The 13,078-nt window shown below is 64.8% G+C and carries 12 protein-coding genes; 2 read left to right on the top strand and 10 right to left on the bottom strand.

Going from position 1 to position 13,078, the window contains the following annotated elements; genetic code table 11:
- Positions 1-52: 52 nt before the first annotated feature.
- Both AB0I35_RS17050 and AB0I35_RS17045 read right to left on the bottom strand, forming a co-directional pair.
- Positions 53-1,552: an aldehyde dehydrogenase gene (locus AB0I35_RS17050; RefSeq protein WP_357396943.1), complete on the bottom strand. Its 1,500-nt coding sequence runs from the start codon at positions 1,550-1,552 to the stop codon at positions 53-55.
- A gap of 128 nt (positions 1,553-1,680) precedes the next feature.
- Positions 1,681-2,394: a GntR family transcriptional regulator gene (locus AB0I35_RS17045; RefSeq protein ID WP_357396942.1), complete on the bottom strand. Its 714-nt coding sequence runs from the start codon at positions 2,392-2,394 to the stop codon at positions 1,681-1,683.
- A 246-nt stretch (positions 2,395-2,640) separates the two neighbouring features.
- Here AB0I35_RS17045 and AB0I35_RS17040 point away from each other — a divergent pair, with 246 nt between their 5' ends.
- On the top strand, positions 2,641-3,738 hold the full coding sequence (locus tag AB0I35_RS17040) for a helix-turn-helix domain-containing protein (RefSeq protein ID WP_357396941.1): 1,098 nt from the start codon (positions 2,641-2,643) through the stop codon (positions 3,736-3,738).
- Positions 3,739-3,779: 41 nt separating this feature from the next.
- On the opposite strand, the gene AB0I35_RS17035 is transcribed toward AB0I35_RS17040, so the two are convergent.
- The 4 genes from AB0I35_RS17035 to AB0I35_RS17020 all read right to left on the bottom strand — a co-directional run bounded on the left by AB0I35_RS17035 (position 3,780) and on the right by AB0I35_RS17020 (position 7,932).
- The gene (locus AB0I35_RS17035) at positions 3,780-4,145 is read right to left on the bottom strand and encodes a nuclear transport factor 2 family protein (protein ID WP_357396940.1); all 366 of its coding nucleotides are present in this window, start codon (positions 4,143-4,145) and stop codon (positions 3,780-3,782) included.
- Between the two features lie 266 nt (positions 4,146-4,411).
- The gene (locus AB0I35_RS17030; RefSeq protein ID WP_357396939.1) at positions 4,412-4,852 is read right to left on the bottom strand and encodes a nuclear transport factor 2 family protein; all 441 of its coding nucleotides are present in this window, start codon (positions 4,850-4,852) and stop codon (positions 4,412-4,414) included.
- 48 nt (positions 4,853-4,900) lie between these two features.
- Positions 4,901-6,379, bottom strand: a complete 1,479-nt coding sequence (locus tag AB0I35_RS17025; RefSeq protein ID WP_357396938.1) for an aldehyde dehydrogenase family protein — start codon at positions 6,377-6,379, stop codon at positions 4,901-4,903.
- Positions 6,376-7,932 (bottom strand): aldehyde dehydrogenase family protein, encoded by a 1,557-nt coding sequence (locus AB0I35_RS17020; RefSeq protein ID WP_357396937.1) that lies wholly within the window; start codon positions 7,930-7,932, stop codon positions 6,376-6,378. The genes AB0I35_RS17025 and AB0I35_RS17020 overlap by 4 nt, the downstream gene beginning before the upstream one ends.
- A gap of 295 nt (positions 7,933-8,227) precedes the next feature.
- Here AB0I35_RS17020 and AB0I35_RS17015 point away from each other — a divergent pair, with 295 nt between their 5' ends.
- Complete coding sequence (locus AB0I35_RS17015) at positions 8,228-8,521, top strand: antibiotic biosynthesis monooxygenase family protein (protein WP_357396936.1); 294 nt, start codon at positions 8,228-8,230, stop codon at positions 8,519-8,521.
- A 92-nt stretch (positions 8,522-8,613) separates the two neighbouring features.
- Here AB0I35_RS17015 and AB0I35_RS17010 read toward each other — a convergent pair whose 3' ends face one another.
- The 4 genes from AB0I35_RS17010 to AB0I35_RS16995 form a co-directional block, all read right to left on the bottom strand.
- Positions 8,614-9,951 (bottom strand): SLC13 family permease, encoded by a 1,338-nt coding sequence (locus AB0I35_RS17010; RefSeq protein ID WP_357397020.1) that lies wholly within the window; start codon positions 9,949-9,951, stop codon positions 8,614-8,616.
- A 198-nt stretch (positions 9,952-10,149) separates the two neighbouring features.
- Positions 10,150-11,034, bottom strand: coding sequence for a LysR family transcriptional regulator (locus AB0I35_RS17005; protein WP_357396935.1), 885 nt, complete (start codon positions 11,032-11,034; stop codon positions 10,150-10,152).
- Positions 11,034-12,503 carry an MmgE/PrpD family protein gene (locus AB0I35_RS17000; protein ID WP_357396934.1) on the bottom strand — a complete coding sequence of 490 codons (1,470 nt, stop codon included), beginning with the start codon at positions 12,501-12,503 and terminating at the stop codon, positions 11,034-11,036. The genes AB0I35_RS17005 and AB0I35_RS17000 overlap by 1 nt, the downstream gene beginning before the upstream one ends.
- On the bottom strand, positions 12,500-13,075 hold the full coding sequence (locus AB0I35_RS16995; protein WP_357396933.1) for an N-acyl homoserine lactonase family protein: 576 nt from the start codon (positions 13,073-13,075) through the stop codon (positions 12,500-12,502). Before AB0I35_RS16995 ends, AB0I35_RS17000 begins: the two co-directional genes overlap by 4 nt.
- Positions 13,076-13,078: the final 3 nt, after the last annotated feature.

Raw genomic sequence — 13,078 nt, 5'->3', positions numbered from 1 at the left:
GCCCCGCCGACCGAAGTCGACGGGGCCCTTCCCGGTGAAATGTCGATACAGATCAGTTGCCGAGACCGGGTATATCGGTCGGCTCCTTCTCGAGTACCAGCGTCTTGGTTTCCAAGAACGGCAGCAGACCTTCCGAACCGCCTTCGCGACCGACGCCCGACAGTTTGAAACCGCCGAATGCGATCGAGAAATCGGTACGCGGACCGTTCTGGCCGACCGTGCCGGTGCGCAGTTTGCGCGCCACGCGGTAGGCGCGGTCGGTGTCCTCGGTGAACACCGAGGCGTTCAGACCGTACGGATTGTCGTTGGCCAGCGCGACGGCGTCGTCTTCGTCCTTCGCCGCGATGACGGCCAGGACCGGCCCGAAGATCTCCTCGGTCGCGATCACCGAGCGATTGTCGACACCGGCGAAAACCGTCGGCTCCACGAAGAAGCCACGCTCGAGCCCGGCCGGTCGGCCCCCGCCGGTCACCAGGCGCGCGCCGTCGGCTTTTCCCACGGCGATAAAGCTTTCGACGCGTTCGCGCTGCCGCGCCGACGCCAGCGGCCCCATGCTCACGCTCTCGTCGAACGGGTCGCCCACCCGGATCGCGCTCATCGCCGCGCCCAGCGCGTCGGCGAGTTCGTCGTGGCGCTTCTCGGAAACGATGACGCGCGTCAAGCTGTGACAGACCTGCCCGGCCAGGTAGCTGATGCCCCCGGCGAGCACCTTCGCCGCCGTGCCGATGTCGTAGTCGTCGAGCACGAGAGCAGGTGACTTGCCGCCGAGTTCGAGAGTGCAGCGCGCCATTCGGTCAGCACAGATCGCACCGATCGTGCGGCCTGCCACCGTGGAACCGGTGAAGGTCACTTTGTCGACGCCGGGGTGTCGGACCAGCGTTTCCGACACCTGCCGGTCGGCGGTCACCACATTGACCACCCCGGGCGGCAGCCCGACCCGGTCGCAGATCTCGGCGAACAGATACGCCGATGTCGGCGCCTCCTGCGGTGGCTTCAACACGATCGAACAGCCGGCGAGCAGGGCGGGCGCGCACTTATAGGCCAGCAGGCCGGCCGGACCGTTCCAGGGCACGATCGCCGCGACGACACCGACCGGTTCGCGCACCAGCAGACCGGCACCACCCGCGGCGGGTGTGTGCGCCTCCCGGAACGGGAACTCCTCGGCCAGATCGGCATAGGCGTTGAACGCGCCGGACAGGAACAGCGGAAGGCGGGTCTTGGCCAGCGAATACACGATGCCCGATTCGATCGACCAGAGCCGGGCGAAATCATCGCCCCGCTTGGTCAGTTCGGCGGCGATCGCGCGCAGGTAACCGGCGCGCTCGGTCGGCGACATCAACGGCCACGGGCCGGTGTCGAAGGCTTTGCGCGCGGCCATCACCGCGATATCCACGTCCTCGACGGTCGCCGCGCCGACAGCGGTGACGACCTCCTCGGTGCTGCAGTTGACGACCTCGAAAGTCTCCGACGACGACACCCGCACCCAGTTGCCATCGATATAGGACGCTTCGGGGTGTGCAGGCAGCACGCCTGCCCAAACCGACTTGGTCATTGAAAGGCCCTCTCACCGCTGTGACGCACGTAACGCAGTCAAATATATACTATATTCTGCATCGGCAGATTGACCGACGGTCACTACGTGGGTGAGCGAGGCTCGCCGGGTCGGTCGAGACCGGCCGGTCAGGCCGTGGACTTACGGGCCGGCTCGGCCCAGAGACCCTGCTTCTCCAGCATGGCGATCAACTCGTCGGCGCTGGACATGATGTGGTCGCGCATCAGGGTATTGGCGGCCTTGGGACGGCGCTTCTGCAGCGCTTCGAGGATCAACGGGTGATCCCGCAACGTGTCCTCGCCGTGTCCCTCGATGTTGATGTAGAAGCGATTCGGCAACTGCTTGACGACCGTCGCCAGCAGCATGGCCAACCGGCGTGAGTCCGCCGCCAGGTTGATCGAGCGGTGGAACTCGTGACCATAGGTGACGAGCGCGTCGTCGGAACCCTGCTCGGCGGCCCGCGCGTGTGCTTCGACCACGCCCGCGAGATGGTCGAGTTCGCGGGCGGAGATCGACTTCGCGGCTCGGCTCGCCAGCTCACCGGCCATCGTCGCCTGCGCCCAGAACAGGTCGCGCACATCTTGTTTGCTGAAATCCGACACCATGAATCCGCGTCGCGGCACCAACTCGACGAAACCTTCGCCGCTGAGCAGCAGGAGACCTTCGCGCACCGGCGTGTTGCTGACACCGACGGCCTCGGCGATCGGCTCGATCCGCAGGAACTCGCCCGGGCGCACCCGGCCCGAGATGATCAGTTCCCGGACGTAGGTCGCGACGTCCTCCGACAGCTGATGACGCTGCTTGTTCGCGCTGCGAGGCAAACGCTGCAGGGTGGTTTCCATCGGGGTCCTTTCGGTCGCCTGTTCACGCATTATGCCTCATATGCGACATCAACCCCAGGCGTGACACCAAAGATCTGAGCAATCGTCCAGTCGAGGTGTCCAAATTGCTGGACACCGCGTGATGGGATGCCCGCTTAGGCTCGCCGAACGTCGCCCCTCACCCGGGCGAACACCCGGCAAGCTCCAGCGTGCCGGGCCGAAGAACGCAGGATGGGAGTTCACGAGGTGAACCAGACAATCACCCGGATGGTCGACTCCGCAGTGACTACACACAGCGCCTCGGGCGAGGTGCGTGAACAGCTACTCGTCCTGGCCACCCGATCATTCGCCTGGGCAGGCAAGCTCAGCGACGACGCCGAGGCGGTGGCAGGTCTGGAACGCGCCACCACCACGTGTGTCCGATTGGGTGTCGATCTCGACACCACGTTGTCGATCGTCATCGGCGCCATCGAACTGGTCGTCGACGCCGCGCCCGCGACCTCTCCCCTCGCCGCCGGTTCCGGACAGGTATTACGGACGGTGCGCGTGGCCACCGGGATCGTCGCACGCGTGTACGGCCGAGCGGGCCATCCGACGCACGACAGCGTCGAAGCCGCGCAAGAAGTCGCCGCCGCACTGCTGCGCGGCGATTCGTCCAAAGTGCTCGGACAGTGCAACCAGATAACCGTCGCCGACGCCTACGCGATCATCGCCGTCCATCTGCCCGCACGGCGCGGCAGACCTCACGACGCACCACGTAGCCTGGCCGAACCTATTGTGGTACGGCTGTATTCGGAGCTGCGTCGGCGCTTCGGCCCGAGTGCGCTCGCACTGCTCGGGCAATCCGGCGCGACGGTCCTCGTCCCCGAGACCGCGTTCGGCGAGTTCACGGCGCTCGCCGGCTTCATCGAGGCTCTGCGCACCGCCGAGGGCAACATTCCCACCGCTGTGACGATGTGCGCGCCGACCGACGAAGTGCCCGCGGTCGCCGAGCAGGTGCACGCCGCCCTGGACGTGGTCACCCGGCTCGGCATGACCGAGCGGCTGCACCGCTTCAGCGATATCGCGGTCGAATACCAGCTCACCCGCCCCGGCCCCGGCCGGGACGCCCTGTCCACCCTGCTCGACCCACTCGAAGACCACCCCGATCTGATCGAGACGCTGCGCACCTATGTGGGAACCGGTCTCGACCGCCGTCGCACCGCCCGCCTATTGCATCTGCACCCCAACAGCGTCGACTACCGGCTCAAGCGCATCTTCCGGCTCACCGGATTCGATACCACCGACCCCACGGGTCTCTGGAACCTGCGCTCGGCCCTGGTGATTCGCGACCATCACGCCGAATACACGGCCCTCCGAGCGTGATCGAGCATCGACGCCGGGCGGCGCCGATGCACCGACCACACTCAGAAGGTCGCGGTCTCGAACACGACTCGATCGTTCTTGACGTGGTAGGTCTCGGTCCCGGTCTTACCGTTGCCCAGATCGAAGGCGAGATACACGTACTCGCCGACCGCCTCCTTGCGCGTGAACGTCGGGGCCGCTGCCGTGTCGAGCTCTTCGGCTCCGGCAGCCATCAGGGTCGCCAGAAAGTCCTTCATCGCAGCCTTTCCGATCAGGGGCCCCGGTGCCAGTGTGGTGATGATGACGGTGTCCTCGGAGTAGTCAGCGGCGATCGTGTCGATGTCGCGCGTACCCATCGCGGCGATGTGCCGATCGACGACCGCCATCGACGCTTCGGCGATCTTGTCCGCCTCGGAAGTCGTGCTCATGTGTGGTAACCCATCTCTCAGCGGCTGAACGAATATCCGTTCTTGCCGATCCATATCAGCCCAAATCTCTCGACGCCAGGCCGATTCCGAGAGATTACGGTCGTTCGCCGTCGAAATCTGTCCAAGAAGTTGGACAGTCCGAATATGCCCGAAAACTCCGCATGACCGCCGATCGGCATTCATCGACGGGCGGATCCGGGCTCGTACACGAAGGAGGCCCTGCGATAGTTATCGCAGAGCCTCCTAGGGCTGTAGAGCAGTTCGCGTTATCCGAAGACCGGACTGTCCGCGACGAAACTCGCGAATTTCAAGCTTCGGGTCTGCCATCGCCCGTCACGTTTGACGAACTCGAAAGCGTAAGTGCCGGAGAGCAGTACGCGGGTGCCGTCGGCGGTGAGCCGGAAGTAGAAGACGTCGGTAGCCGCTGTCGCCTTTTCACCCTGGATATCGATCACCGGATTGGTGATGTGGTGATGGCACTGCGGAACTTCCCGCCACACCTTGCGCACCAGTTCCCGAACCCCGTCGATTCCGTGCCCCACACCGCGCGGAAGCAGATAGTCGGCATCCTCGGACCAGATGCTCATGAAGGTCTGTTCGTCCTTCTGATCGATGCCGTGGCAGTACTTCGCCATCAGTATCTTGATCTGTTCGAGGTCGACGACCCACTGGATCTTCTGCTCCAGACCGTCGTTGGGACTTGTCATAGTTGATCGAACTTTCGGGAGTCGGGATCGAGGTAGTTCGTTGTGCGATCAGCGGTCGAGCAGCGTGACGACCGATTTGGTCTCGAGATATTCCGCGAGCGCGTCGGGGCCGTTCTCTCTGCCCCACCCGGACTGTTTGAAGCCGCCGACCGGCATCTGGACGCCACCGGCGCGGTGAATGTTCACGCCGATGCGACCACCGCGCAGCCGCCGGGCGATGCGATGAGCCAAGGCGACATCGCGCGTCCAGACACTGCCCGCCAGACCGTATTCGGTGTCGTTGGCCGAGGCGATCGCGGCGTCGAGATCGGTGAACGACATGGCCGCGAGCACCGGACCGAAGATCTCCTCACGGACGATCCGCATGTCCGGTGTCGCGTCGGCGACGACGGTCGGCGCGTAGTAGAAGCCGCGTCCGGCCAATCGCTCGCCGCCGCTGACGATCCGCGCGCCCGCCGCCCTGCCGTCTTCGACGTATCCCGCTACCCGGTCGAGTTGACGCTGGGAGATCAGCGGGCCGAGCAGCGCGTCCGGGTCGGTGCCGTAGCCGACCTTCATGGACCGTCCCTGCTGGGCAATGCCTTCGACCAGCTCCTCGTAGATGTCGGCGTGGGCGAACAATCGCGTGCCGGAGGTGCAGATCTGGCCCGAGTTCCAGAACACGCCGATCGCGATACCCGCCGCAGCGGCCGCGATGTCGGCATCGGGCAGCACGATCACCGGCGACTTGCCGCCCAGTTCCAGCGACACGCGCTTCAGGTTGCCGGTGGCCGCGGCGACGATCTTGCGACCAACCGCGGTGGAGCCGGTGAAGCTGATCTTGTCGACGCCGGGATGCTCGGCCATCGCCGCGCCCGTCGTCCCGAAACCGGTGACGATGTTGACCACACCGGCCGGAACGCCCGCCTCGAGCAGTATCCGGCTGAGGGCCAGCGCGGAAAGCGGGGCTTCCTCCGAGGGCTTGAGTACACACGTGCACCCGGCCGCCAGCGCGGGCGCCAGCTTCATCGACATGGCGATCAGCGGTGCGTTCCAGGGCACGATCATCGCCACGACGCCGACAGGTTCGCGGTAGGTGGCACCCTGCAGCCGACGTTCCGCGGTCCCGATGTCGATGGTGGTGCCTTGGATCTTGTCCGCCCAGCCCGCGTAGTAGCGGAACTGGTTGATCGCCTCGGCCACCATCAGTGTCGCCTGGGAGACAGGCATTCCCACGTCGAGACTCTCCAGTCGCGCCATCTCCACGGACTTCGCCTCGAGCAGATCGGCCACCCGCCACAGCACCACACCGCGCTGCGCCGACGACAAACGCAGCCACCGTTCCTCGTCGAAAGCGCGCCGCGCCGCGGCGACCGCGGCATCGACATCTGCGGCCCCCGCCTCGGCGACCCGGCCGACGACTTCCTCGGTACCTGGATCGACGACATCGAACGTCGAACCCGCCGCGGCGGGCACCCACTCACCGTCGATGAGCAGGTGCCCGGCGTCGGTCCCGAGCGCCGACCGAACCACCGTTTCCGCTGTCACGACCGAGCCGAGGGCGGGGTGCCGAGCACCAGACCGTAGGCACGACGGCTGACGTCACCGGACAGATCGAGGGTGATGCTCTTGTCCTGGGTGAACTCGTTCAGAGCGTCGGGACCGAGCTCACGGCCGGTGCCCGACTGCTTGAATCCGCCGAAGGGCAGGTACTGAGAGATGTTGTGGTAGTCGTTGATCCACACCGAGCCGGCCTCGATCCGGCGGGCCACCTCGAGCGCGCGCTGGTTGTCGCTGCTCCACACGGCGGCGGCCAAGCCGTACTCGGTGTCGTTGGCGATCTTGATCGCCTCGTCCTCCGACTCGTACTTCAGCACCGAGAGCACAGGGCCGAAGATCTCCTCGCGGGCGATGGTCATGTCGTTGGTGACGCCGGTGAACACCGTCGGCTCCACCCAGTAGCCCTTCTCGAAACCCGGTCCGGTCGGCACGCCACCGCCGGCGACGACGGTCGCGCCCTCGGCTTTGCCCTTCTCGATGTAGCCGAGGATCCGCTCGTGCTGGGTCTTGTTCATCACCGCGCCGATGTCGGTGGCCGGATCCAGCGGGCTGCCGATCTTCAGGGTCTTCAACCGCTCGACCAGCCGGGCGACGAACTCGTCGTGGATCGAGGCGGGCAGCAGCAGCCGGGTGCCGGACTCACACGCCTGACCCGCGTGCAGCAGGAAGGCATAGATCGAACCGTCTACCGCCGCGGTCAGATCGGCGTCGTCGAGCACGATGTTCGGGCCCTTGCCGCCGAGTTCGAGCAGCACACGCTTGACGGTGCCCGAGGCGTCGGCCATCACCTGACGACCGGTGGCGGTGGAGCCGGTGAACGACACCAGTCGCACGTCGGGATGCTTCACCAGGTGGGCACCGACGGTCGGGCCGTCACCGACGACCACATTGAGCGCGCCGTCGGGCAGTCCGGCTTCCTTCAGCAGTTGGGCCAGCTCGAGGGCGAAGATCGGGGTCTTCTCGTCGGTCTTGAGGACCACGGTGTTGCCCGCGGCCAGCGCCGGGATCGATTTCCACACAGCGATGACCGCCGGGAAGTTCCACGGGACGATGCCCGCGCACACGCCGACCGGCTCCTTGCGGATGAAGCTCGCCGAAAGTACCTGCCCGGCAACAGGTCCCGAGCGCTCCCACTCGTAGGTCCGGGTCAGCTCCGCATAGTGGCCCAGGTGCATCAGCGGGAAGCCGACGCCGATGGCACCGGCGAGTCGCAGCGGCATGCCGGTCTCCTTGGCGCTCAACACCGCCAGGTCATCCATCTTGCCGCTCAGTGCGGCGATCACTCGGTCGATCACGGCGGCACGCTCGGCAGGCGGGGTGTTGCGCCATACACCGGAATCGTGGGTCCGCTTGGCGGCGGCGACCGCCGCGTCCACGTGGCTGGTGTCGGCCTGCGCGACGGTGACCACGACCTCCTCGGTGGCCGGATCGATCACCGGGATCACAGTATCGGTATCGACCCACGAGCCGTCGATGAAAAGCCGGTAGTGCGGCACACCGTCACGGTCGACGGCCGCGGTTTCGGGGAGGGTGGCAGTCATTTCTCACCTTTGTTTCGAGTCGCCGGAGAATCCGGCGAGGCGGGAATGTTCGAATGGTTCGGTCGTCCGCCAGGCAGATGTTCCCGTTGCGTAGCGGCACCGCTTCGACGGTAGCGAAATCTGGATCGCACGAGTGTCCAGATTCTTGGACACTCCGCTCGTCTCTTCACCCCGCTCGAATTGTCGATTTCCGAAACGTCAATTGGCATCGCCTGTGATGCAGGTTACGGTCGTTTTCGTTCGCTGCCGGAATTCCGCCGAACGTTCCCATTCCTCGACAGGAGGCTGCATTCTCATGGCTATTCAAGTGACGATCGACATGACGGCAAAAGAGGGCCGATTCGATGATCTGCGCGAATGGTTCGTCAAGAACCTGCCGGGCACCCGCAGCTACCCCGGCAACATCAACGTCGAGGTCGCGCGCAACCAGGACGAGCCCGCCCGCATCCTCTTCGTCGAGAAGTGGGACAGCCGTTCGGATTTCGAGGCCTACCTCGTGTGGCGCGACGAGTCCGGTGTGATCGCCGAACTCCTCGAGATGCTCGACGGCGACATCACCTTCCGCTACCACGATTTCCTGGGTATCTGACCGAACAAGCACGTTCACCCCGCACGAGGATCACCTCTGCGGGGCAGACGTCTGGGTGAACGCTTCCGGGCATCAGCCTCGTTCTCGCCACGCTAGATCGAGGTCGGAACGACCACCAGCGCCCACACGATCAGCGGAGCGAGAAGGACTACGATTCCACAGTACGCCAACATCTTTCGCTGGAAGCCCACTTTGTCCTCGACTTCCGCATTGGCCAGAATCATGACTCCGTGCAACGAGAACGGACTCACGTCGACCACCGTCGCCGAAAAGACGATCGCGGCGACGAAGCCCAGCACTCCGATCTCACCGGCGAGAAGCAACGGCATCGCGAGCGGCACGGCGATCCCGATCGTCGCGGTCGACGAGGCGAAAGCGGAAAGAATCGCGACCGCGTAGCAGAGGATCAATGCCGTGAACAACGGCGCGATGGCGGCGGTGACCGAGGTGCCGATGAAGTTCAGGGTTCCGTTCTCGGTCAGCACCGCCATATAGGTGAGCATGCCGCAGACCAGGACTACCGCAGGCCAAGCCACCTCGTCGATGATCTTCGGATGCGAGGTGGGAGCCATCAGGAGCAACACCGCGCTCACGCAGATCGCACTGACGCCGATGTCGATGCCGAAACCGATCGAACCGACTGCCAGAAGGACGATTCCGACCAGCGTCGCGCATTGATGTCGATCGAGCCGAGGAGCCGCTGCGACAGAATCTGGTGGGGTCTTCACCATCACCGCGGTGGTCTGGGCGGACCCATCCGATGGGAACGACCGCAACGTCCCCGTCCGAGGGGTCGAATCTTCCTGCGCCGGGGCGTCATCGCACTGCGTGCCGTTGCCGACCAGGTCACGACCGAGAACAAGGAACAGGACCACACCGATCGCGACGTTCAACGCGAACGGCACCAGGAAGATCGCGCCAGGATTGGTCGGCAACCCCGCGGACTGCATGATGCCGGTGACGAGTGCCCCGTACAGGTTGATCGGAGAGAAGACACACGCCAGCCCGCCGTGCGTGATCATCATGCCCATGAGGAAGGGGTTGATGCGGTTGCGCGCGGCCAACGGCATAGCGATGGGTGCGAGCATTCCCACCGCCAGCACGGCACCCAATGACATGAGTAGACCCGACAGCGCGAACAACATCCACACGATCGCCCATCGTCGCCCGCGCACGAGCTGGAGACATCGTTTCATGATGTAATCAAGAGTTCCGTTCGCCTTCGCTATCGCGAACAGCAATGTGATTCCACCGACGATGAGAAAAGTGCCCGATGGAAACGCGTCGACGACATCCGTGATAGGGATACCCGACACCCAGGCGCCCACGATGAATGCTGCCGCGAACGCCAGTATTCCCATGTTGACCGGGGTGACGGAGGCGACCGTGAAAACCGCAGCCAGGACGACAACAGAAATAGCGTAGGTCATGTGCAATTGCATACTTTCGCGAGTCGGGCACGACCGCCTCCCATATAAGAGTGCGCGCGTGAACCTGCGTATGACGTGGCGGTCCAACTCACATCTCGGTGCGTTGTGATCTGCGCCTCCACCAACTATGTAGTGACACGTCACAACAGTCAATTGCCGATATGGCAGGCAAGCTTCGATATTTTCGAAACTCGCGCCTCACGATGCCCGGCTGCTCAGGCATCTGGCGAAGGCCGCCACCATCGGGGCCCTGAGCATCCGCTTCGCAGTAGCGACGACGATGTGTCGCACTGCCCAGCTTTCGTCCAGGACCCGAACCGACATTTCGGAATCGGCAGCTTGGCTCACCATTCCCTGTGGGAGGATCGTGGCACCCAGCCCAGCCCTTACCATGCCGAGTGCTACCTCGCCCGTGCGAACTACGTGCCGAATGTCAGTGGTACGCGCACCGTGTGCGCGAAATATCTCGGCCGTCGTATGGGTCGCGATGAGCCCTTCGGCGGCGACTTCGCCGAATCGCACCGAGTTCAGAGTGGAAAGATGATGTTCTCGTGGCAGCACGGCGACGAGCGGTTCGCTGCCAAGGAGATCCATCTCGGCGGCGGAACACTTCGGTACTCCGACACAGGCGAAGACACCGATATCGCATTCTTCAGCTTCGATTTGGCGGACGACCTCATGGTTGTCCACTTCATGCAGCATCAGTTCGACAAATGGGTGCTCGTTGATGAACATCCGTACCGCCGGCGCGAGCAGGTCGATGATCACCGAATGCGCTGCGGCGACCGCCAGCCGATCCGCCGGCTGGCCGTGCAGCGCAGCGATTTCCGAGCGCAGATCGTCGAATTCGGCGAGCATGCTCCGTGCGTATCGGGCCACCACTTCGCCCGCCTCGGTCGGCACCACGCCCGTTCGTGTCCGCTCCAGCAGCGGGAGTCCGACCATCGTTTCGAGCGCTTGGATTCGCTTGGTGGCGGTTGAAGGCGCGATATGTTGGCGTGCTGCCGCGAGTCCGATCTGGCGTTCCTCGACGGCCGCGAGGAAAAGTCGCAGACTGAATACGTCGACCTGCCATTGCATCATCACGGAATGCTGTCGTGCGCAGCCGCACCACGGAGATTCCGTGCCGCGGCCAGGTTCCGGGCCTCGGACCAAAGGGCCGCCGCGAACGCCGACGGATCGGCGTCGGCGCGCCAGATCGCGGTGGCCAACCGTGCACCGCAACCATCGGCCCCGGCGGGGGCGAGACCGGCGGCTTTGGCGATGATCTGATCGACCGACATCGGGTGTTCGGCTGTTCCGACGCTGTCTACGACCCGTGCCGTGCGCACAGATCCGTCGCTCAGTTCCAGTCGTACCGCGGTCGCGAAGTGTTCAGGATAGAACTCGGCCTCCATGGCGTGGTCCACCTCGAACCGGACCTTGGCGACGACGCTCGAAACCGCGAGATTCCCGAGGTTTTCCTCGCTGTAGGCGTCGTACCGCTCAGGGCCGTGCACGATTGTCGCTGCCACCACGAAGGGGCAGCTGTACTGCGCGGTCATCGACGAGTCGGCACGAGTGAGGTGTTGCTCGGCGATCAGTCGGGGGCCGGTCACCAACACGCCTCGGATGTTGTCGGCGGGCATCGTGAATCCGTCGGTCACCTCACGAAGCGCGTCGATCGTGGAGTGGAACAGCCGACAGCACGCGTACGGCTTCAGACTGATCTGGTGGATCGCGGGCCCTCTGTCGAGTCGGACAGGGGTGAGTTCCCCACCGAAGCACGCCGCCAGGCCGTAGGTCCCCTCGAGCGCGAGCCGTGGTGCGCTAACCGCGGGCAGGGCCGCGAAGTCGGCCGCCCGAATCGCGTTGTGCGCGCCGATCCCCGCGTGCACCCGCTTGACCTCGCCGCCTTCCGGTTCGGCCGAGAACTGCATGGAACCGGAGGGCTGCGACAGCGCATGACCCCAGGTGGTCTCGAGCATCACCGGATCGATTCGATCACCCGCGCGCAGGGCTCGAAGGACGAGCGCGGTGGTCGCGCCCCCGTAGGTACCGAGTAGGGAGGTTGGGTGGAAGCCCCGGTGCACGATACTCATGCCGCCCGCCGCCTCTCCGAGCAAGGCCATCGTCTCGTACCCGGCCGTGATCGCCTGGAGGAAATGCTCCCGAGCCACCGGTGGATCGTCCTCGGCGGCGATCGCGAGCGCGACCGCCATGATGACCGAGCCGGGGTGGCTGGCGGTCGCGTTGTGGGTGTCGTCGAGTTCGAAAGCATGCGCCGCGGTGCCGTGCACCAGGGCGGCGATCGACGGGTCGGTGGTCCAATCACGCCCGAGCACAACACTTTTGCCGGTACCGGCGAACCGAGCTGTCCAGTCCGCGAGTTCGGTCGTCACGGGCCGGGTGATCCCCCACAACGAGACGATGAAGTTGTCCAGGAGCAAGCGACGTAGCGCCTCGACGTCCTCTGCTTGCGGCGGCGTCTCGGCGACCGTGGCGACGTGGCGCGCGATCTCGACCGTGGTAGTGGCGAGATCGCGGATGACGATGTCCATCGAATCGCTCACGAAATCGCACCGGCGGCAGCGAACTTGGCCCAGTCCTCCGGGTCGTGGAGGCCCCGGATCTGCGCGTTCTGGGCGGTGGCGAGCTGTTTTATGCGCTGGATCGAGGTGATCGCTTGGTGCCCGTTGTAGTCGACCGGGCACGGGCATTCGTATTGGAGACCGGAGCGCAGGTGCACGGTGTCGCCGGTGATGAGGAACTTGCCGGCCTCCGCGAGCTCGACCATCAGGCTGATCTCACCGGGTGTATGTCCAGGCGTCTGATACAGGACGATGGCCCCGTCACCGAACAGGTCGAGATCCTCACGTAGCGGATTCCAGGCGTAGTCACGGACGGCTTCGAAATCCGCCGCGCGAAAGAAGCCCCGGAAGTAGGGGTCGGGCCACATCGCGTAGCGAATGTCCACCTCCGACATGAAGAACTGAGCGTCCGGGAACAGGTACATGCCGCCGGTCTGGTCGAAATGCGAATGCGAGACGACGACATGGGTGACGTCGGAAAGTTCGTATCCGGCCGGCTCGATCTGGTTGTCGAGGGTGTTCTCGTGCCCACCCGTGAGACGTCGTGCGGGCATGGC

Origin of the sequence: Nocardia sp. NPDC050378 (genome assembly GCF_040655675.1) — a bacterium.
Lineage (GTDB): Bacteria > Actinomycetota > Actinomycetes > Mycobacteriales > Mycobacteriaceae > Nocardia > Nocardia coubleae.
This window is presented reverse-complemented; position numbering and strand designations above follow the sequence as displayed.

Excerpts from the sequence above, each read along its gene's own strand:
- AB0I35_RS17050 (WP_357396943.1), bottom strand. The coding sequence starts at position 1,552 with ATGACCAAGTCGGTTTGGGCAGGCGTGCTGCCTGCACACCCCGAAGCG.
- AB0I35_RS17045 (WP_357396942.1), bottom strand. The coding sequence starts at position 2,394 with ATGGAAACCACCCTGCAGCGTTTGCCTCGCAGCGCGAACAAGCAGCGT.
- AB0I35_RS17040 (WP_357396941.1), top strand. The coding sequence starts at position 2,641 with ATGGTCGACTCCGCAGTGACTACACACAGCGCCTCGGGCGAGGTGCGT.
- AB0I35_RS17035 (WP_357396940.1), bottom strand. The coding sequence starts at position 4,145 with ATGAGCACGACTTCCGAGGCGGACAAGATCGCCGAAGCGTCGATGGCG.
- AB0I35_RS17030 (WP_357396939.1), bottom strand. The coding sequence starts at position 4,852 with ATGACAAGTCCCAACGACGGTCTGGAGCAGAAGATCCAGTGGGTCGTC.
- AB0I35_RS17020 (WP_357396937.1), bottom strand. The coding sequence starts at position 7,932 with ATGACTGCCACCCTCCCCGAAACCGCGGCCGTCGACCGTGACGGTGTG.
- AB0I35_RS17015 (WP_357396936.1), top strand. The coding sequence starts at position 8,228 with ATGGCTATTCAAGTGACGATCGACATGACGGCAAAAGAGGGCCGATTC.
- AB0I35_RS17010 (WP_357397020.1), bottom strand. The coding sequence starts at position 9,951 with ATGACCTACGCTATTTCTGTTGTCGTCCTGGCTGCGGTTTTCACGGTC.
- AB0I35_RS17005 (WP_357396935.1), bottom strand. The coding sequence starts at position 11,034 with ATGATGCAATGGCAGGTCGACGTATTCAGTCTGCGACTTTTCCTCGCG.
- AB0I35_RS16995 (WP_357396933.1), bottom strand. The coding sequence starts at position 13,075 with ATGCCCGCACGACGTCTCACGGGTGGGCACGAGAACACCCTCGACAAC.